The organism is Actinoplanes regularis (genome assembly GCF_900188005.1).
Classification (GTDB): domain Bacteria; phylum Actinomycetota; class Actinomycetes; order Mycobacteriales; family Micromonosporaceae; genus Actinoplanes; species Actinoplanes regularis.
In genome coordinates, this window is record NZ_FZNR01000002.1 from 105198 (window position 1) to 125145 (window position 19948).

11 protein-coding genes are annotated in these 19948 nt (G+C 71.5%); 6 read left to right on the forward strand and 5 right to left on the reverse strand.

The window, feature by feature from the left end:
* The first annotated feature begins 17 nt into the window (after window positions 1–17).
* Together CHC09_RS05785 and CHC09_RS05790 are read left to right on the forward strand one after the other, a co-directional pair.
* Window positions 18–950, forward strand: coding sequence for an ATP-binding cassette domain-containing protein (locus CHC09_RS05785; protein ID WP_089291948.1), 933 nt, complete (start codon window positions 18–20; stop codon window positions 948–950).
* The gene (locus CHC09_RS05790; RefSeq protein ID WP_089291949.1) at window positions 947–1687 is read left to right on the forward strand and encodes an ABC transporter permease; all 741 of its coding nucleotides are present in this window, start codon (window positions 947–949) and stop codon (window positions 1685–1687) included. The genes CHC09_RS05785 and CHC09_RS05790 overlap by 4 nt, the downstream gene beginning before the upstream one ends.
* Here CHC09_RS05790 and CHC09_RS05795 read toward each other — a convergent pair.
* Window positions 1671–4688, reverse strand: a complete 3018-nt coding sequence (locus CHC09_RS05795; RefSeq protein WP_089291950.1) for an AfsR/SARP family transcriptional regulator — start codon at window positions 4686–4688, stop codon at window positions 1671–1673. The two genes, CHC09_RS05790 and CHC09_RS05795, sit on opposite strands and share 17 nt — an antisense overlap.
* A 240-nt stretch (window positions 4689–4928) precedes the next feature.
* Here CHC09_RS05795 and CHC09_RS05800 point away from each other — a divergent pair, with 240 nt between their 5' ends.
* Window positions 4929–6353: an MFS transporter gene (locus CHC09_RS05800; protein WP_089291951.1), complete on the forward strand. Its 1425-nt coding sequence runs from the start codon at window positions 4929–4931 to the stop codon at window positions 6351–6353.
* A 28-nt stretch (window positions 6354–6381) separates the two neighbouring features.
* Window positions 6382–7188, forward strand: a complete 807-nt coding sequence (locus CHC09_RS05805; RefSeq protein ID WP_089292593.1) for a helix-turn-helix transcriptional regulator — start codon at window positions 6382–6384, stop codon at window positions 7186–7188.
* Window positions 7189–7201: 13 nt separating this feature from the next.
* Here the strand turns inward: CHC09_RS05805 and CHC09_RS05810 are convergent, their stop codons facing one another.
* From CHC09_RS05810 to CHC09_RS05825, 4 genes are read right to left on the reverse strand one after another with little or no spacing between them, the layout of a single operon-like run.
* The gene (locus CHC09_RS05810; RefSeq protein WP_089291952.1) at window positions 7202–7798 is read right to left on the reverse strand and encodes a GTP-binding protein; all 597 of its coding nucleotides are present in this window, start codon (window positions 7796–7798) and stop codon (window positions 7202–7204) included.
* Window positions 7782–8117, reverse strand: coding sequence for a DUF742 domain-containing protein (locus CHC09_RS05815; RefSeq protein ID WP_089291953.1), 336 nt, complete (start codon window positions 8115–8117; stop codon window positions 7782–7784). The genes CHC09_RS05810 and CHC09_RS05815 overlap by 17 nt, the downstream gene beginning before the upstream one ends.
* Window positions 8114–8539, reverse strand: a complete 426-nt coding sequence (locus tag CHC09_RS05820; protein ID WP_089291954.1) for a roadblock/LC7 domain-containing protein — start codon at window positions 8537–8539, stop codon at window positions 8114–8116. Before CHC09_RS05820 ends, CHC09_RS05815 begins: the two co-directional genes overlap by 4 nt.
* The gene (locus CHC09_RS05825; protein ID WP_089291955.1) at window positions 8536–10806 is read right to left on the reverse strand and encodes a sensor histidine kinase; all 2271 of its coding nucleotides are present in this window, start codon (window positions 10804–10806) and stop codon (window positions 8536–8538) included. Before CHC09_RS05825 ends, CHC09_RS05820 begins: the two co-directional genes overlap by 4 nt.
* 245 nt (window positions 10807–11051) lie before the next feature.
* Between CHC09_RS05825 and CHC09_RS05830 the strand changes: the two genes are divergently transcribed.
* A complete protein-coding gene (locus CHC09_RS05830; protein WP_089291956.1) occupies window positions 11052–14243 on the forward strand; it encodes a penicillin acylase family protein in 3192 nt (1063 codons plus the stop codon).
* 166 nt (window positions 14244–14409) lie between these two features.
* Window positions 14410–19866: an ATP-binding protein gene (locus CHC09_RS05835; protein WP_089291957.1), complete on the forward strand. Its 5457-nt coding sequence runs from the start codon at window positions 14410–14412 to the stop codon at window positions 19864–19866.
* The last annotated feature ends 82 nt before the right edge of the window (window positions 19867–19948 follow it).

The following is a 19948-nucleotide window of genomic DNA, read 5'->3' on the forward strand; positions in this document are numbered from 1 at the left end:
CCCCGATCGTTGTCGGCATGACAGCGATTGAGGTTTCCGGGCTCCGCAAGGCCTTCGGGGACAAGGTCGTGCTCGACGGCGTCGACCTGACCGTTCCCGAGGGCACCATCTTCTCCCTGCTCGGCCCGAACGGCGCCGGCAAGACGACGACAGTGAACGTACTGACCACGCTGATGGTGCCGGACGCCGGAACGGTCCGTGTCGCCGGCCACGACCTGGCCACCGACGCCCGGGCGGCGCGCGCGGCGATCGGGGTCACCGGCCAGTTCGCGGCGGTGGACGAGCTGCTGACCGGCGAGGAGAACCTGCGGCTGATGGCCGACCTGCACCGGGTTCCCGCCGCCGCGCAGGTGGTTTCCGGGCTGCTGGAGCGATTCGACCTGGCCGAGGCCGGGACCAAGCTGGCGGCCACCTACTCCGGTGGCATGCGGCGCAAGCTCGACCTGGCGATGTCGCTGGTCGGCGACCCGCGGATCATCTTCCTGGACGAGCCCACCACCGGCCTCGACCCGCGCAGCCGCCGCACGATGTGGGAGATCATCCGCGATCTGGTCGCCGACGGGGTGACCATCTTCCTCACCACGCAGTACCTCGAGGAGGCCGACCAGCTCGCCGACCGGATCGCGGTGCTCGACCAGGGCCGCCTGGTCGCCCAGGGCACCGCCGCCGAGCTGAAGCGCCGGATCCCCGGCAGCCACGTCCGGTTCCGCTTCGCCGACCAGGGCGAGCTCGACTCGGCGGCGCGGGTGCTGCCCGACGGCACCCGCGACGACGACACGCTGACCCTGCGGGTGCCCAGCGACGGCGGTACCAAGTCGCTGCGCCTCCTGCTGGACCGGCTCGGTGAGTACTCCCTCGACGCCGAGGAGTTCTCCGTCCACACGCCCGACCTCGACGACGTATTCCTGGCCCTGACCGGCCGCCCGAGCACGGAGGAGAACGACAAATGAGCGACTCGGTGATCATGCTGCGCCGCAACTTCAAGCACACCCGCCGGAACCCGACCGCCGTGTTCAACGCGGTTCTGTTCCCCGTCGTGATCATGCTGATGTTCGTCTACCTGCTGGGTGACGCGTTCAGCGTCGGCGTCGACTATGTGGACTACGCGACGCCCGGCATGATCCTGCTGGCCGTCTGTTACGGGCTCGGCTCGACCGCGACGGCCGTGAACTCCGACATGACCAAGGGCATCATCAACCGGTTCAAGGTCATGGACGTCTCCCGCGCCGCGGTGCTGACCGGGCACGTCGTCTCCAGCCTGCTCAACAACGTGATCGCGGTCGCGGCCATCATCGGCACCGGCTTCGCGCTCGGCTTCCGCCCGTCCGCCGGCCCGCTCGACTGGCTCGGTGTGATCGGCATGGTCGTGCTGCTCGGCTTCTCGATCGGCTGGCTCACGGTCGCCCTCGGGCTGTCCGCGAAGACCGTGGAGACCGCCGGTCTGGCCACCGTTCCACTGATCATGCTGCCGTTCTTCAGCAGCGCGATCGTGCCGGCCGACAAGATGGGCCCGGGTGCCCGGCAGTTCGCGGAGTACCAGCCGTTCACGCCGATCATCGAGACGATCCGGGGGCTGCTGGCCGGCAACCCGTCGGCGAGTGACGCGATCACCGCGGTCGCCTGGTGCGCCGGGATCGCGATCGTCGGTTACCTCTGGGCGGTCCGCACGTTCAAGAAGCGAGCGTGACCTCGGCCAGCTCCGGCCAGCTCGACCCCGCCCCCTCCGCGAGCGCCTCGGTGAACCTCTGGTCGCCGAGGCGCTCGCGGGTCTCCCGCTCGATCCGGGCCGGGTAGGGCTGCGAACGGTCCGGCATGCCGAGCACCGCGGTGCTCGCGCCGAGCAGGCGCGCGGCCTGCTCGTCCCGCCCGGCCCTCAGCGCCCAGTCGGCGACACCGACCAGCGCCCCGGCGATCAGCGGCGCCTGTGCCGACTCGGTCGCGGCCCGCAGCGCCTCGACCCGGTGCTCCCGGGACTCCGCCGGGTCCTCGGCGAGGTAGCCGAGCAGTCCGTGCGTGATCGCCCGGACGTTCGGCTCCGCGGCCTTGTCACCCAGCATCGCCGTGGCGAGGCCGAGCTGGTGGCGGGCCTCCCCCGCGTCGCCGTCCCAGGTGGCCAGCTCTGCCCGGGCCAGGGCCAGCTCGGCCAGCGCGTTCGGCCAGGCGACCCCCTCGGCGTGCCGCTGGGCCTCGGCCATCGCGGCCGCGCTCGCCCGCAGGTCGCCCGCCAGCCAGTGCAGTTTGGCCTGCCGCGGCCGCATCGACACGACGTCCTCGATCGCCCCGGCCTCGGTGACGACCGCGATCGCCTGCTCCAGCCGCTCGCACGCGCCGGCGAGGTCCCCGCGCAGGGCGAACCGTTCGGCCAGCTCGGTCAGCGCGAACGAGATGCCCCAGCGGTCGCCGATCGCCCGGAACTCCGCGAGGGCCGTCTCGAGCTGGGTGTCCGCGTCCCGGGCGTCCCGGCCCAGCGCCATCCAGAGCTTGCCGAGCTGCAGCCGGGCCAGGGCACGTACCCAGGGATCGTCGTCGGTCAGCAGCGGCTCGAACGCGGACGGCTCCGCGGCCTCCAGCAGGTGGCGCAGCGCGGGGAGGAACCGCAGCGCCGGGTGACCGCCCCGGACCCGGAGGCCGATCTCGTAGCCGCGCCGGATCCAGTCCTCGGTGACGAACTGGTCGCCGCGGCCGGAGCCGAGGAAGAGCACGACGAACGCGTACGCCACGGCCAGGGCCTCGTCGTCCGACTCGCCGGGCAGGTCGACCGCGGCCCGGATCAGCTCGTTGCCCTCCACCTTGTGGCCGCCGAACCACCAGTACCACCCCGCGGCGGCGGCTAGCCGCACCGCACCGCGCGCCTCACCGGCCGCGAGCGCACCGCGCATGGCGGCGGCGATGTTGTCGTGCTCGGCCTCCAGCACCGCCTGCCACTCCAGCTGATCGGCGCGGCGCAGGTGGGGTTCCGCGGTCTCGGCCAGCTCGGTGAAGTACTCCAGATGCGCGTGCCGGGTGAGCTCCGCCTCGCCCGCCTCGGCGAGGCGCTGCTGCGCGTACTCCCTGATCGTCCCGAGCATCCGGTACCGCGGCGTGTCCTCTCCCCCGGTCACCACCAGCGACTTCTCGGTCAGCGCGGTGAGCAGCTCCTCGCTGCCGCAGACCCGCTCGGCGGCCTCCAGGCTCGCGCCTCCGGCGAACACCGAGAGGCGCCGCAGCACCACCCGCTCGTCGTCGCTGAGCAGCTCCCAGCTCCAGTCGATCACCGCGCGCAGCGTCCGGTGCCGGGGCAGCGCGGTCCGGCTGCCGCCGGTGAGCAGGCGGAACCGGTCGTCGAGCCGGTTGGCGAGCTGCTCCAGGGAGAGGGTGCGCAGGCGGGCCGCGGCCAGCTCGATCGCCAGTGGCATGCCGTCGAGGGCCCGGCAGACGCGCTCCATGGTCGCCAGCGTGCGAGCGTCGGTGCCGAGGTCCTTGCGGACCGCGCCGGCACGGTCCTGCAGCAACCGGACCGCCGGACCGAGGACCAGCGGCACGACCGGCCACAACGTCTCGCCGGTGATCCCCAGCGGCTCCCGGCTCGTGGCGAGGATCCGCAGCCGCCGGCACTCGCCGAGCACCCGGTGCGCGAAGGCGGCCGCGGCCTCGATCACGTGCTCGCAGTTGTCCAGGATCAGCAGGATCCCGCGGTCCCGGATCGCGGCGACGACCCGCTCGACCGGCTCCGCGTCCGGCAGGTCACCGAGCAGCGCGTCACGCTGGCCGAGCGCGGCGAGTGTCGCCTGCGCCACGTCGCCGTCCGCGCCGATCGCGGCGAGCTCGACCAGCCAGACGCCGTCCGGGAAACCGTCGAGCAGGGTCCGCGCGGTCTCGGTCGCGAGCCGGGTCTTGCCCGAGCCGCCCGGCCCGATCAGGGTGGTGAGCCGGCTTCCGTCGACCAGCCCGCGAACCGCGGTGACCTCCGTGTCCTTGCCGACGTAGCTGGTCAGCTCGGCCCGCAGGTTCGTCCGCCGGGGTTCCTCCCGCCGGCCCAGCTCACCGCGGAGCAGTGCGACGTGCACCGCGGACAGCTCCGCCGAGGGATCGACGCCGAGCGTGTCGGCCAGGGCCTCCCGGGTGCGCTGATAGACCAGCAGGGCCTCGTTGCCCCGGCCGGCGGCGCCGAGGGCTCGCATCAGGGCCGCGACCAGCCGTTCCCGCACCGGATGCGCGGCCACCAGCGCGGTCAGCTCGGCGACCTGCCCGGCGCCGGCCTCCGCGCTCTCGTAGGCGTTGAGCCGCAGTTCCTCGAGCCGGGTGACCGCCGCCTCGAACGCCGCGCTCTCCGGCAGCCCGACGTCCTGCATGGCCGCCCCGCGCCACAGCCCGAGCGCGGTCAGGTCACCGTCGCGCACCAGCCGTTCGAACCGCACCGCGTCCACGTCATCGGGATCCACAACCAGCCGGTAACCGTCGGTCAGCCCCTCGACCGCCCCCTCGGGCAGCACCTTGCGCAGCCGTGAGACCAGCCGGTGCAGCGCGTTGGTCGCGTCCGCCGGCGGTTGCTCGCCCCAGATCCAGTCCACGAGCGTCCCTTTCGGAACGACATGACCGGCCTCCAGCGCGAGCCCGACGAGCAGGCCGCGAAGCCGCGCACCGGGCACGTCCAGGGGGACGCCATCGTCCGCTCGTACCTCGAACGCCCCGAGCAACCCGATCCGCATCCCGCGATGATGCCAGGCCCCCGCGACCTTCCCGCGGCTCACCGTCCCTTCGCGCGCCGCCGGGTCCGCCGTGCTCCTTTCAGACCCATCGTCAGGTACGCCCTACGCCGCCCGTGACCAGGCGACACGCCAAGTCCCGTGCCGCTGAGGCATTACCTGCGGCGTAATTGACCGGCCGCACGCGTGACGGCGATTGTTTTCGCATCACCATTTCCGCACCCCTTCGGGAGCGTCTTCACCATGACCTTGACCAGCACACGGAACGCCTCCACAACGCGCGGGCGGGGACTGCTTCTCACCGTTCTGACCGGCGTTTTCATCACCACACTGGATTTCTTCATCGTCAACGTCGCCATTCCGTCCGCCCAATCGGATCTGTCCGCCGGCCCCGCCCAGATCCAGTGGGTCGTGGCCGGATTCGGTCTCGCGTACGGCGTCGGCCTGATCACCGGTGGCCGGCTCGGTGACCTCTACGGCCGGCGCCGGATGTTCACCCTGGGCCTCGCCCTCTTCACCCTCGCGTCCCTGGCCTGCGGAATCGCGCCGGACGCCGGCTTCCTGGTCGGCGCCCGGGTGGCACAGGGCGTCTCCGCGGCCCTGCTCGCACCGCAGGTGCTCGCCATCCTGCGGACCGGCTACACCGGGCCAGCGCTGGCTCGCGCGTTCAGCGCGTACGGCCTCACCATGGGCGTGGCCGCGGTGTTCGGCCAGCTCATCGGCGGTCTGCTCATCGAGGTCGACCTGTTCGGCTGGGGCTGGCGCGGCTGCTTCCTGATCAACATTCCGATCGGCCTGATCACGCTCGCCTGCGCGCCGAGGTTCGTGCCGGAGTCACGGGCGCCGGGCAGGCCCCGCCTCGACCCGGCCGGCATGCTGCTGATCACCCTGGCCCTGCTGGCCGTCGTACTGCCGCTGATCGAGGGCCGCGAGCTGGGCTGGCCGCTCTGGACCGAGCTCAGCTTCGCCGCCGCCGCCGGGCTCTTCGCGCTCTTCGCGATGGTGGAGTCGAGGGTCGCCGCCCGCCGGGGCTCGCCGCTGATCGCCCCGTCGATCTTCCGCGACCGGGCGTTCCTCGTCGGCCTCCTCGCCCAGCTGGTGTTCTGGATGGGCCAGGGCTCGTTCTTCCTGATCTTCGCGCTCTACGTGCAGCGGGGGCGCGGGCTGGACGCGCTCGGCGCCGGTGTGATCTTCGTGGCGATCGGCGTGGGCTACCTGGTCACCTCGACGAACGCGCACCGGTTCGCCGCTCGGCTGGGCCGTCAGGTGCTGGCCGTCGGCGGCCTCACCATGGTCGCCGGCCTGCTGCTGCTCGCCGTCGCGGTCGGCCGGATCGGGGTCGGCGGGACCGTCTGGTGGCTGGTTCCGGGTCTGATGCTCGACGGTGCCGGCATGGGTCTGGTGGTCGGCCCGATCACCGCGACCGTCCTCATGCGCGTCGCGCCGCACCACGCCGGTGCCGCAGGCGGCCTGCTGGCGACCGCCCTGCAGATCGGCAACGCGGTCGGGGTGTCGATCATCGGCGTGATCTTCTACGGCGTGCTGGGGGAGACACCGTCCCCGGCCGGCTTCGCCGACGCGTTCAGCGCCGGTCTCGTCTGCCTGATCGGAGTGGGTACGACTCTGGCGCTGCTCACGCAGCTGCTGCCGAAGTCCGTACGGGCATAGTGGAAGGAAACGGGGAGCGATGACACTGATGCAGATGCAACGTCCGGTCGGCGAACTTCTCCGGGACTGGCGCGAGCAGCGCCGGCTCAGCCAGCTCCAGCTGGCCGTCCTCGCCGACGTCTCCACCCGGCACCTGAGCTTCATCGAGACCGGCCGGTCCCAGCCCAGCCGCGAGATGGTGCAGCTGCTGGCCGAGCACCTGGACCTGCCACTGCGTGAGCGCAATCAGCTGCTCCTGGCCGCCGGCTTCGCACCGGTCTACAGCCAGAACCCGCTGGACGCCGCCGAGATGTCGCCGATCCGCGCCGCCCTGCGTCAGCTGCTGAGCGGCCACGAGCCCTATCCGGCGGTGGTCGTCGACCGGGACTGGAACCTGGTCGACGCCAACGACAGTCTCGCGGTCTTCACCGGGCTCGCCGCGCCGGAGCTGCTCGAGCCCCCGGTCAACGTGATGCGGCTGGCCCTGCATCCGAAAGGCGTGGCACCGCACATCGTCAACCTCACCGAGTGGCGGACCCACCTGCTGACCCGGCTGCGCCGGCGGGTGGCACTCACCGGTGACCCGAGGCTGACCGAGCTGTACGACGAGTTGACGGTCTATCCGTGCGACCTGTCCGCCACCGGCGGTCAGCACCCGGCGACCGACATCGTGGTGCCGCTGCGCCTCCGCCAGGAAGACGGTGAGCTGCGGTTCTTCTGCACGGTCGCGACGTTCGGCACACCCACCGACATCACCGTGGCGGAGCTGGCGATCGAGTCGTTCTTCCCGGCGGACGACCACACGGCGCAGACCCTGATCCGGATGCGATCGGGGGCGGCCGGCGCTCGCCGCTGATCCGCGGCACCCGTCACAGCTGGGCGGCGGCCCGTTCCAGCCGGCGGGTGAGGACGCGTTCGGTGAGGGTGACCAGGACGATCTTCACGGACTCGCGGCGGCGAGCATCGCAGTCGATCAGGGGCAGGTCGGTGGAGAGGCCGAGTGCCTCCCGGATCTCGGCGTGGTCGAAGTGGCGGGCGCCGTCGAAGGTGTTGACCCCGATGATGAACGGGATGTCGTGGTCCTCGAAGTAGTCGATCGCCGGGAAGCAGTCCTCTATCCGCCGGGTGTCGACCAGGACGATCGCGCCGAGGGCGCCGTCGACCAGGTCGTCCCAGAGGAACGCGAAGCGGTCCTGGCCGGGCGTGCCGAACAGGTAGAGCAGCAGCGCCTCGTCCAGGGTGATCCGGCCGAAGTCGAGCGCGACCGTGGTGGTGGTCTTCGCGGCGACCGCCGACGTGTCGTCGACGCCGATCGACCTCTCGGTCAGCTCGGCCTCGGTGACCAGCGGCTCGATCTCGGAGACCGCGCCGACGAAGGTGGTCTTGCCGACGCCGAAGCCGCCGCTGATGACGATTTTGACGGCGATCGGCGGCGACGCCGTAACCGTTTCAGAGCGCCCGAACACGATCCCGGATCCTCTCGATCAGTGTGGTGGAGAGCTCCCCCGGCGAGTCGTCCACGAGCACGAAACCTTCGGTGATCAGATCCGCGACGATGACGCGGACGACGCCGAGCGGCACGCCGAGCGCGGAGGCGAGGTCCGCGATCGACCTGGGGCGCTGGCACAGCTCGACGATCCGGCGGGACTCGAACCGCAGCGGCGCGGACAGGGCGGCCGGAGCGGCGTACAACTGGGTCTCGATCCGCAGCCCGTCCCGCATCGGCTGGGTCCGCCCGCCGGTGATCATGAACGGGCGGACGATCGGTTCCTCCTCGAACCTCATCGCGGCAGGCGTTGCCTGGACTCGGCGATCAGCGCGGGGGTCAGCAGGTCCCCGAAGCGTTCGGCGAGCCGGGAGATCTCATAACCGACCAGGCCGAGGTCGCTGTCCCCGCCGGCCACCACACCCAGGCAGCTGCCGCCCGGGATGACCGAGATCACCAGGAAGCCCCGGCGCATCTCGATCATGATGAGTTTGAGGCCCTCGAACTCGTAGCGCCGGGACGCGGTCCGGGCCAGGCTCGCCATGCTGGAGACGATCGCGGCGAGTTGGTCGGCCTCGGCGCGGCTGAGGCCGTCGGAGCCGGCGATCAGCAGCCCGTCCGACGACACCGCCACCGCGTCGCGGACCCCGTCGGTCTGGTGGACGAAGTTGCCGAGCATCCAGTTGAACTGATGCCGGTCGGTGGTCGCTTCCACGGTCATCGGTGCTCCTCGGTGGTCGCTGCGAAGGTGCGGGAGGTGCCGCGCTCGAGGCCGTCGCGCAGGGCGGTCAGCCGGTCGCGCACCGCGGCGGGTGAGTCGCTGACCTCGACGATCGGTTCCTGGCGCGGGACCGGTTCGGAACCGGATCGCTGGACCGGCACGGCGCCGGATCCGGCGCGGCGCGCCCGCGGGATGCGTTTGCGCAAACCATTGGTGGTACGAGCGGCCTCCGTCAGTTCCGGCGTCGCGGGACGCTCGGTCACGACCACGTAGTCGACCTCCAGCGCCCGGGGCCTGATCCGCGTCGGATCGGCCGTCCGGGGCTGTTCCAGCCGACCGGCCGGAACCGGGGGCGAGACCGGAACCGGGGGCGGGGCCGAAACCTGTGCCTGGACGGGGACGGGAGCGATCGGTGCGGGCTCGGCGAGCAGCGCGGCGGGCAGGCTGATCCGGGCGGTCACCCCGGTCACCGCCGACGGGGTGACCCGTACCTCGGCGTTCATCTCGGCGGCGAGCCGGCCGACCACGTAGTGCCCGAGGAACCGGGCCGGGCCGGTCATGAAGTCGCCCTCGCCACGCAGTCGCCGGTTGGCCCGGGCCAGGTCCTCGTCGTTCATCCCGATGCCCTGGTCGCAGATCGCGATCAGGTAGCCGTCGCCGATCCGCCGCCCGTGGATCTCCACTTCCAGGTCCGGCGGGGAGAACGTGAGTCCGTTCTCGATCAGCTCGGCGAGCATGTGGGCGAGGCCGCTGGCGACCGATCCCTGGACCTGCGCGTCGTCGAGCCGGCGCAGCACGACCCGCCGGTACTCCTCCACCTCGGACACCGCGGCGCGGATCACGTCGCTCAGCGGCAGGGGGCCGGGCCACTGCCGGAGGCTGGCGGCGCCCACCAAAACCAGCAGGCTCTCCGCGTTGCGCCGCATCCGGGTGGCCAGGTGGTCGAGCTCGAAGAGGTTCGCCAGGCCGTTCGGGTCGGACTCCTCGCGTTCCATCCGGGTGATGAAGCCGAGCTGCCGGCGGAGCAGGTTCTGGTTGCGGCGGCCCAGGTCGGCCAGGGACTCGGCGTTGCCCCGGCGCAGCCGCGCCTGCTCGGTGGCGAGCGCGTACGCGGTGGCCCGGACCCGGTCGAGGGCGTCGGCGACCCGGCGCACCTCGGCGCTCGCGCCCGAGGCCACCGGCACGGGGCCGGGTGGTCCGCTCTCCTCGCCGGCCGCGGCCCGGCGCACCGCCTCCGGCAGGCGCTCGCCGGCCAGCAGGTCGGCCTCCTCGGCGAGCGCGGCCAGCGGCTCGGCGAGCGACCGGGTCGCACCGATCGCCAGGTAGGCGGAGCCGAGCAGGCTGAGCAGGACCACGCCGGAGAGCAGCGCGAGCCGCAGGGTGGCCTGTTCGCGGAGGCTGTGCGCCTGGTCGAGGGTGCGGGCGCCGATCTCGCCGGCCAGGCCGGTCATGTCGTCGAGCATCGTGGCGACCGCGGTCCACCAGGACTCCGGGTCGGCGAGCAGGCTCTGCCGGTCGCCGGCGCGCAGCGCCGCGCTCTCCACGGCGCGGGCCTGCAACGCCGCGCCGCTGTTCAGCAGTTTCGTCTTGGCGTCCTTGCCGGCCGGGTCGGCGAACTCGTCGAACTCCTCCAGCGACAGGTCCCGGGCGGCGACGATGTTCAGCAGCTTGGTGAACTCGCCGGCCTGGAACCCCCCGGCGGTGATCACGCCGTCCAGGAAGACCCACTCCTGCGCGGTCGACTCCTTGACCTCGGTCAGCATCTCCAGCGACTCGGCGCCGCGCCGCAGCTCCAGGTCGTCGACGATCTCCAGGTGCCGGGTGTCGTCGCTGAGGCCCTCGATCAGTTTCGTGAAGGAGTCGAAGATGTCGGTCCGGTCGGCCGCGCCGGCGTCGGCGCTGTTGCGGATCTGGGCGAGGCCGTCCAGTTCGTCGAGGGAGGCGCTCGCGGTGTCGCCGAGCACGGACCGGACGGCGGCCCGCTGGGTGTCGACGCGTTCGCGGGCCGGGGCGATCCGCTCCCGGAAACCACGGTTGCCACCGAGCACCGCGACGGTCAGGCCCCGCTCGTTCTGCAACTCCTGGACCAGGCTCTGCAGGGCCAGGATCGCGGTGATCCGGCTCTCGGTGGCGGCCGCGCCGCGGTAGCGGGCGATCTCGTTGACGTAGATGACCGCCAGCAGCGCCAGCAGGGCGGCGAGCGGCAGCGCCAGCATCCGCACGACGCGCCCACGGATGGTCTGGTCGCGCCGGATCCTGCGCCACATGTCGCTTCCCCTTTGCCGCGGGTGGTCGGCCGAAGCCGTTGCGTAACCGCCGCCAAGGATTGGTGCCGTTCGCCGGAGGGGTCAACACCCCGATCGAGGGACGCGGATGCGACAGCAGGCTGGGCTCGGCGGACGCGAAACGTGATCCCCGAACGGGGGACGAGACCCTGGCGCCATCAGACATCGAAGTTTTAACATCTATGAACTATTTTCGCGTTCGAGCGTACCCCGAAGGGACCCCGCCCATGCGCCGACGCTTTCCCCAGCTCATTGCCGTTCTCACCGTCTCACTGCTGACCTCGGCCGCCCTGGTCCAGGTGAACGAACGACCGGCCACCGCGGCGTTCGCCACCAACGACTACTGCCTCGGCGAATGCTCCGACATCCTGCCGCCCGGGCAGAACGGCGACGCCGACCTCGCCCAGATCCTCGCCCACCAGGTGTTCGGCACCATGCCGGCGCACTCCGACGACCAGCTCGCCCCGTACGCGAACCTCGCGTACAACTACACCGGACTGACCTCACAACAGATCAAGACCTTCTTCAACGACGCGTCGTACGGCGTGGCCACCGCAAATGTGGCCAGCACCAGCACGCCCCGCTCGGACGTGACGATCGTGCGGGACAAGACGCTCGGGATCCCGCACGTCACCGGGACCACCCGTGGTGGCGTGATGTACGGGGCCGGGTACGCCGGGGCCCAGGACCGGCTGTTCCTGATGGACCTGATGCGGCACGTCGCGCGCGGCTCACTCACCTCGTTCGCCGGTGGCGCCGCCGGCAACCGGGAACTGGAACAGAGCGTCTGGCGCAACTCGCCCTACACCGAGGCGGACCTGCAGGCGCAGCTCGACGCGCTGCGCAACTCCGGCACCCGGGGCGCGCAGCTCTACGACGACGTGACGCAGTACCTGGCCGGCATCAACAAGTACATCGACGACTGCATGGCCGCCCGGGACTGCCCCGGCGAGTACGTGCTCACCGGTCACCTCGACTCGGTCACCAACGCCGGCGGGCCGGAGGACTTCGTACTGACCGACCTGATCGCGGTCGGCGGGGTGATCGGCGGCCTGTTCGGCGGGGGCGGCGGCACCGAGATGCAGTCCGCGCTGGTGCGGGTCGCGGCCCGGGCGAAGTACGGCACGACCGCCGGCGACCAGGTGTGGCAGCAGTTCCGGTCGCAGAACGACCCGGAGGCGGTGCTCACCCTGCACAACGGGCAGAGCTTCCCGTACGGATCGGGAAATCCGAACGCCGCCGGCGTCGCCATGCCGGACGCCGGCAGCGCGGTTCCGCAGGAACTCGTCTTCGACAAGACCGGCTCCGCCGTCACCGCCGGGGGCACCAGCGCGATCGCGGAGTCGCTCAGCACGCTGACGATCGACAGCGCGAGCCGGGGCATGTCGAACGCCGCGGTGGTGTCGGCGGCGAACTCGGCCACCGGGCATCCGGTCGCCGTGTTCGGGCCGCAGACCGGCTACTTCGCACCGCAGCTGCTGATGCTGCAGGAGCTGCAGGGTCCCGGGATCAGCAGCCGGGGCGTCGCGTTCAGCGGACTCAACCTGTACACGCTGCTGGGGCGCGGGCCGGATTACGCGTGGAGCGCCACCTCGTCGGTTCAGGACATCACCGACACGTACGCGGTGCGGCTCTGCAACGCCGACGGCAGCACGGCGACCACCGCCTCGGTCTCGTACCTGTACCACGGCACCTGCACGGCGATGGAGGACCTGAACCGGACCAACTCGTGGAAGCCGACGACGGCCGACTCCACGGCGGCCGGGTCGTACCGGCTGACCGTGCAGCGCACCAGGTACGGCCTGGTCACCTGGCGGGGCACGGTGGGCGGCACGCCGGTGGCCTTCACCAGCCTGCGCTCGACGTACCGGCACGAGGCGGACTCGGCGGTCGGCTTCCAGATGTTCAACGAACCCGAGCAGATGGGCACCGCTGCCGCGTTCACCAACTCCGCGTCGCAGATCTCGTTCGCGTTCAACTGGTTCTACGTGAACTCGACGCAGAACGCGTACTTCACCTCCGGCGCCCAGCCGATCCGCCCGGCCACCGCCGACCCGAACCTGCCCACCTGGGCGGACGCGGCCAACGAGTGGAGCGGCTGGAACCCGGCGACGAACACCGCGACCTACGTGGCCGCCTCGGCCCACCCGCAGGCGGTCGACCAGGACTACTTCGTCTCGTGGAACAACAAGCAGGCGGCCGGGTACTCGGCGGCGGACGGCAACTTCAGCTTCGGCGCGGTGCACCGGGCCGACCTGCTGGACGCGCCGCTGAAGGCCGGGGTCGCGGCCGGGACGAAGTACGACCGGGCGTCGCTGCTCAAGGTGGTCGAGCAGGCCGGGCTGACCGACCTGCGCGGCAAGCAGGTGCTGCCGGTGCTGCTGCGGGTGATCGACACCGCGACGGTCACCGACGCCACGCAGGCCGCCGCGCTGACGAAGCTGCGCACCTGGCTGACGAACGGGGCGCTGCGCAAGGAGACGGCGGCGGGCGGCAAGGCGTACACGGACGCGGAGGCGATCCGGATCTTCGACGCCTGGTGGCCGCGGCTGGTGCAGGCGCAGTTCTCGTCCGGGCTGGGCGACGGCCTGTTCGGCGCGCTGGTGGACGCCTTGCAGATCAACGAGTCGCCGTCCGGCGGGCAGACCGGGCCGGTCTCCAGTCTGCCGACCTCCGCCAACGAGGCGCAGGGCCACAAGGGATCGTCCTTCCAGTACGGCTGGTGGGGCTGGGTCTCCAAGGACCTGCGAGCGGTGCTGGGCGACACGGTGCCGGGCTGGTCCACCAGGTACTGCGGCGGCGGGACCGTCAGCGCCTGCCGCGGCGCGCTGCTGTCCAGTCTCAGCGCGGCCCTGACCGAGCCGGCTGCGACCACGTATCCCGGTGACGAGCACTGCTCGGCCGGCGATCAGTGGTGTGCCGACGCGATCCTGCAGAGTCCGCTGGGCGGGATCACGCACGACCTGATCGGTTGGCAGAACCGGCCGACGTACCAGCAGGTGGTGTCCTTCCCGGCGAAGCGCGGTGACACGGTCGCCAACCTGGCGGCGGGCAGGACGGTCACGGCGCTGAGCACCCAGTCCGGATATCCGGCGGCGAACGCGACCGACGGGAAACCGGCCACCCGCTGGGCCAGCTCACGGGCGGACAACCAATGGATCCAGGTGGACCTCGGGGCGAGCACCACAGTGTCCAGAGTGGTTCTCTCGTGGGAGTCGGCGTACGCGACGTCGTACAAGATCGAAACCTCGGGCAACGGGACGGCCTGGACCCAGGCGGCCGCCGTCACCGGCGGCCGGGGCGGCGTGGAGAGCGTCGCCTTCACCGCCACCGATGCGCGGTATGTCCGGATCACCGGACAGACCCGCGCCACCAGTTACGGGTTCTCACTATATGAGATAGAGATCTATTCACATTAATTAGAAAACCAGGTCCGCCAGGAATGGCGGACCTGGTTTTATTACCGATCAGTACTACTCGCGAGTAACCCCTACACCGGTCTGGAGCAGGGCGGTTGCCGCTGAATCGGCTTTACCACCTGTAGTCTCCTGGCGAAGGTTTTCGCTGAAGTAAGGGCTCGATCGGGTGTTCAAACGAATCGCCATCGTCAACCGTGGTGAGGCCGCCATGCGCCTCATCCACGCCGTCCGGGAGCTCGCCGCGGAGACCGGCGTGCCGATCGAGGCCGTCGCGTTGTACACCGACGTCGATCGGACCGCCACCTTCGTCCGCGAGGCCGACCTCGCCTATGACCTGGGTCCGGCCGCCTCGCGGCCCTACCTGGACCTGAAGCTCCTCGAGCACGCGCTGGTCGAGACCGGCGCCGACGCGGCCTGGGTCGGCTGGGGCTTCGTCGCCGAGGACCCGGCCTTCGCCGAGCTCTGCGACCGGATCGGCATCACGTTCATCGGCCCCAGCGCGGAGGCCATGCGCAAGCTCGGCGACAAGATCGGCTCGAAGCTGATCGCCGAGGAGGTCGGCGTGCCGGTCGCGGCGTGGAGCCGCGGTCCGGTGGAGACCCTGGAGACCGCGCTCGAGGCGGCCGAACGGATCGGCTACCCGCTGATGCTCAAGGCGACCGCCGGTGGCGGCGGGCGCGGCATCCGCAAGGTCAGCTCGGCCGAGGAACTGACCGACGCCTACGAGCGGACCAGCCAGGAGGCGGCCCGGGCGTTCGGCAGCGGCGTCGTCTTCCTGGAACGCCTGGTCACCGGCGCACGGCACGTCGAGGTGCAGGTCATCGCGGACGGTCAGGGCACCGCCTGGGCGATCGGCGTGCGCGACTGCTCGGTGCAGCGACGCAACCAGAAGGTGATCGAGGAGTCGTCCTCCCCGGTGATGCCGCCGCAGCGGGCCGCCGAGCTCAAGGCGTCCGCCGAGCGGCTCGCGGTCGCGGTCGGCTACCGCGGCGCGGCCACCGTCGAGTTCCTCTACCACCCCGGCGAGGACCTGCTGGCCTTCCTCGAGGTCAACACCCGGCTGCAGGTGGAGCACCCGATCACCGAGTCGGTGACCGGTTTCGACCTGGTCAAGGCGCAACTGCACGTCGCCTCGGGCAAGCGCCTGGAGGGCACGCCGCCGGTCGAGCGCGGGCACGCCATCGAGGCCCGGCTCAACGCCGAGGACCCGGACCGCGACTTCGCCCCCTCCCCCGGCCGCATCGTCCGGCTCGACTTCCCGTCCGGCCCCGGCATCCGCGTCGACACCGGCGTGAGCGAGGGCGACAGCATCCCCGGCGACTTCGACTCGATGATCGCCAAGGTGATCGCGTACGGGAAGAACCGGGACGAGGCGCTCGGCCGGCTGCGCCGGGCGATGGCCGAGACCACGGTCGTCATCCAGGGCGGCGCCACCAACAAGAGCTTCGTGCTCGACCTGCTGGACCAGCCCGAGGTGATCGACGGCAGCGCGGACACCGGCTGGATCGACCGGGTGCGCGGCGAGGGACGGCTCGTCTCCGACCGGCACTCCGGCATCGCGCTGGCCGCCGCCGCCATCGAGGTGTACGAGGACGAGGAGCAGGTCGAACAGCAGCGACTGCTCTCCACCGCGTTCGGCGGGCGGCCGCAGGTTCGCCACGAGAGCGGGACGCCGCTGGACCTGAAGCTGCGCGGGTCGACGTACCGGGTGCGGGTCGCCCGGGTCGGCGCGCACCGGTTCCGGGTCGGCATCGAGGCCGGCGACGACGTCCGTCTGGCCGACGTCAGCCTGGAACGCTTCGACAGCCACAGCGGCCGGATCACCGTCAACGGCGCGCGGCACAAGCTGCTCACCGGCACCCACGGCGCGATCACCCTGGTCGAGGTGGACGGGGTCACCCACCGGATCAGCCGCGACGAGGGCGGCGTGCTGCGCTCCCCGATGCCGGCGCTGGTGGTCGCCACCCCGCTGGAGCCGGGCGCCGAGGTCGAGGCCGGCGCGCCGGTCCTGGTCCTCGAGGCGATGAAGATGGAGGCGGTGCTCCGCGCGCCGTTCCGGGCCCGGGTCAAGGAGGTGCTCGTCGCGGTCGGCAGCAAGGTCGACGCCGGTGCCGCGCTGCTGCGCCTGGACCCGATCGCCGGCGACGACACCGAGGAGGTCGCCGCCGAGGCGGCCGCCGACGTGGATCTGCCCGCCGCGCCGCGGGAGTCGCCGGCCCGGGTGCGCGCCGCCCGCGGCAACGAGGACCTGCGCAGCCTGCTGCTCGGCTTCGACGTCGACCCGCACGACGAGCGCCGGGTGCTCGACGACTACCTGGCCGCCCGCCGAGCCGCCACCGACGAGGGTCACCGGCCGCTGGACCGGGAGATCGCCCTGATCGAGGTCTTCGCCGACCTGGCCGAGCTGAGCCGCAACCGGCCGGCCGGCGAGGACGGCGGCGACACCCACGTGCACAGCGCCCGTGAGTACTTCCACGCCTACCTGCAGAGCCTTGACGTGGAGCGGGCCGGCCTGCCGCAGTCGTTCCAGGCCAAGCTCGGCAAGGCGCTGGGCCACTACGGCGTCACCGATCTCGAGCGCACGCCCGCCCTCGAGGCCGCCGTCTTCCGGATCTTCCTGGCCCAGCAGCGGTCCGCGGCGGATGCCTCCGTGATCGCCGCGCTGCTGCGCTCCTGGCTGCAGGAGCCGCCGCCGGACGCGACGCTGCACGAGCCGGCCGGTCTCGCCCTGGAGCGGCTGGTCGCCGCGACTCAGGTGCGGTTCCCGGCGGTCGCCGACCTGGCCCGCGGCGTGGTGTTCACCTGGTTCGGCCAGCCACTGCTGCGCCGCAACCGGGCCAAGGTCTACGCGGAGATCCGCAAGCACCTGCGCCACCTGGACGACTTCCCGAAGTCGGACGACCGCGCCGACCGGATCGCCAAGATGGTCCGCAGCACCGAGCCGCTGGTCCGGCTGCTCGGCCAGCGCCTGGTCCGCCACAACCTGGACAACTCGGTGCTGCTCGAGGTGCTCACCCGGCGGTACTACGGCAACAAGGGCCTGACCGGGCTGCGCTCGACCGTCGTCCGGAACGTCGGCTTCGTGATCGCCGAGAAGGGGGACTCCCGCCTGGTCTCGGCCGCCGAGAGCTTCGAGAAGCTGGACGGGGTGCTGGCCGGGCTGGCCGACCTGGCCACCGGGGACGGCGCCATCGACGCCGACGTCTACCTCGCCTGGGAGCGGCAGCCGGCCGACCCGGAGGAGCTGGCGACCGCGCTGCACGAGGTGCTCAGCCGCCACCCGCTGCCGCCGCAGGTGCGCCGGGTGACAGCCACGGTCGCGGGACGCAGCGGTGCGGTCATGCACCACCACTTCACCTTCCGGCCGTCGACCACCGGGGTGGAGGAGGAGCGGCTGATCCGGGGGCTGCACCCGTACATCGCCCAGCGGATGCAGCTGGAGCGGCTGCGCAAGTTCGACCTGACCCGGCTGCCCTCCGCCGACGAGGAGATCTACCTCTTCCAGTGCGTCGCCCGGGAGAACCCGGCCGACGACCGGCTCGTCGCGTTCGCCCAGATCCGGGACCTGACCGAGCTGCGCGAGCAGGACGGCCGGCTGGTCGCCCTGCCGACCACCGAGGACACCATCTCCACCTGCCTGGACGGCATCCGGCGGGCCCGGTCGCGACGCGCGTCGGACAAGGCGTTCAGCACCAACCGCATCGTCATCTACGTGTGGCCGGAGCTCGGGCTCACCCACAACGAGATGGAGATGATCGCCCGGCGGGTGTCGCCGACCACGGCCGGCGCCGGCCTGGAGGAGATCCTCTTCATCGCGCGGCGGCGTGACGAGGAGACCGGTGAACTGGTCAAGATGAACGTGCGGATCATGTTCAGCGCGACCGGCGGCACCGATCTGATCCTCAGCGAGCCGACGGACGAGCCGATCGAGCCGCTGGACGGGTACCGGCAGAAGGTGCTGCGGGCCAGCAGCCGCAACACCGTCTACCCGTACGAACTGACCGAGTTCCTCGGTTCCTTCGCCGAGTACGACCTGGACGAGCAGCACACGCTCGTGCCGGTCGACCGGCCGAAGGGCAAGAACGCGTCGGCGCTCGTGGCCGGTGTGGTGCGGACCGTCACCCCGCGGCACCCCGAGGGCATCAGCCGGGTCCTGCTGCTCGGTGATCCGACCAAGTCGCTGGGTGCGCTCTCCGAGCCGGAGTGCCGCCGGGTCATCGCCGCTCTCGACCTGGCGGCGCGACTGCACGTGCCGCTGGAGTGGTACGCGCTGTCCTCCGGCGCCCGGATCTCGATGAGCTCCGGCACCGAGAACATGGACTGGGTCGCGGCCGCACTCAAGCGGATCGTGGAGTTCACCCAGGACGGCGGCGAGATCAACATCGTGGTCGCGGGCATCAACGTCGGCGCCCAGCCGTACTGGAACGCCGAGGCCACCATGCTCATGCACACCAAGGGCATCCTGGTCATGACGCCCGACTCGGCGATGGTCCTGACCGGTAAGCAGTCGCTGGACTTCTCCGGTGGCGTGTCGGCCGAGGACAACTTCGGCATCGGCGGCTACGACCGGGTGATGGGCCCGAACGGGCAGGCGCAGTACTGGGCGCCGAACCTGATGGCCGCCCGCGACGTGCTCATGGCGCACTACGAGCACACGTACGTCGTACCCGGCGAGACCGGACCCCGCCCCGCCGTCACCACCGACCCGGCCGACCGGGACGTCTCGGACTTCCCGCACATCGTCGACGGCAGTGACTTCACCACGGTCGGGCAGATCTTCTCGGCCACACACAACCCGGACCGCAAGAAGCCGTTCGACATCCGGACGGTGATGCGCGCTGTGTCCGATCAGGATCACGCGGTCCTGGAGCGCTGGGCCGGCATGGCCGACGCGGAGACCTCCGTCGTGCAGGACGCGCACCTCGGCGGCATGCCGGTCTGCCTGGTCGGCATCGAGTCGCGGTCCGTACCGCGGCGCGGCTTCCCGCCCACCGACGGCCCGGACACGTACACCGCCGGGACGCTCTTCCCGCGCTCGTCGAAGAAGACCGCCCGGGCGATCAACGCGGCCAGCGGCAACCGGCCCCTGGTCGTGCTCGCCAACCTGTCCGGCTTCGACGGATCACCGGAATCGATGCGCAAACTCCAACTGGAGTACGGCGCGGAGATCGGCCGGGCCATCGTCAACTTCCGCGGCCCGATCGTCTTCTGCGTGATCTCCCGGTACCACGGCGGCGCGTTCGTGGTCTTCTCCAAGGCGCTGAACCCGAACATGACGGTCCTCGCCCTGGAGGGGTCGTTCGCGTCCGTGCTCGGCGGCGCCCCCGCGGCGGCCGTCGTGTTCACCGGCGACGTGAACAAGCGGACGGCGACCGACCCGCGGGTCCGGGAGCTGGAGACCCGGGCCGGCTCGGCGACCGGGGCGGACCGCAGCTCACTCGCGGCCGAACTGGACGAGCTGCGCTCGTCGGTGCGGGCCGAGAAACTCGGTGAGGTGGCCACCGAGTTCGACCGGGTGCACAGCATCCAGCGGGCCGTCGAGGTCGGCTCGGTCGACGCGGTGATCGGGGCGGCTGAGCTGCGGCCGCGCATCATCGAGGCGATCAGGTCGCACTCCGCCTGATTTCCGCTCCGCCTTTTCGGGGGCCCGGCTCGTGCCGGGCCCCCGAAATTGTCGGTGCCCGCTGGCACAATCCGCCTCACTT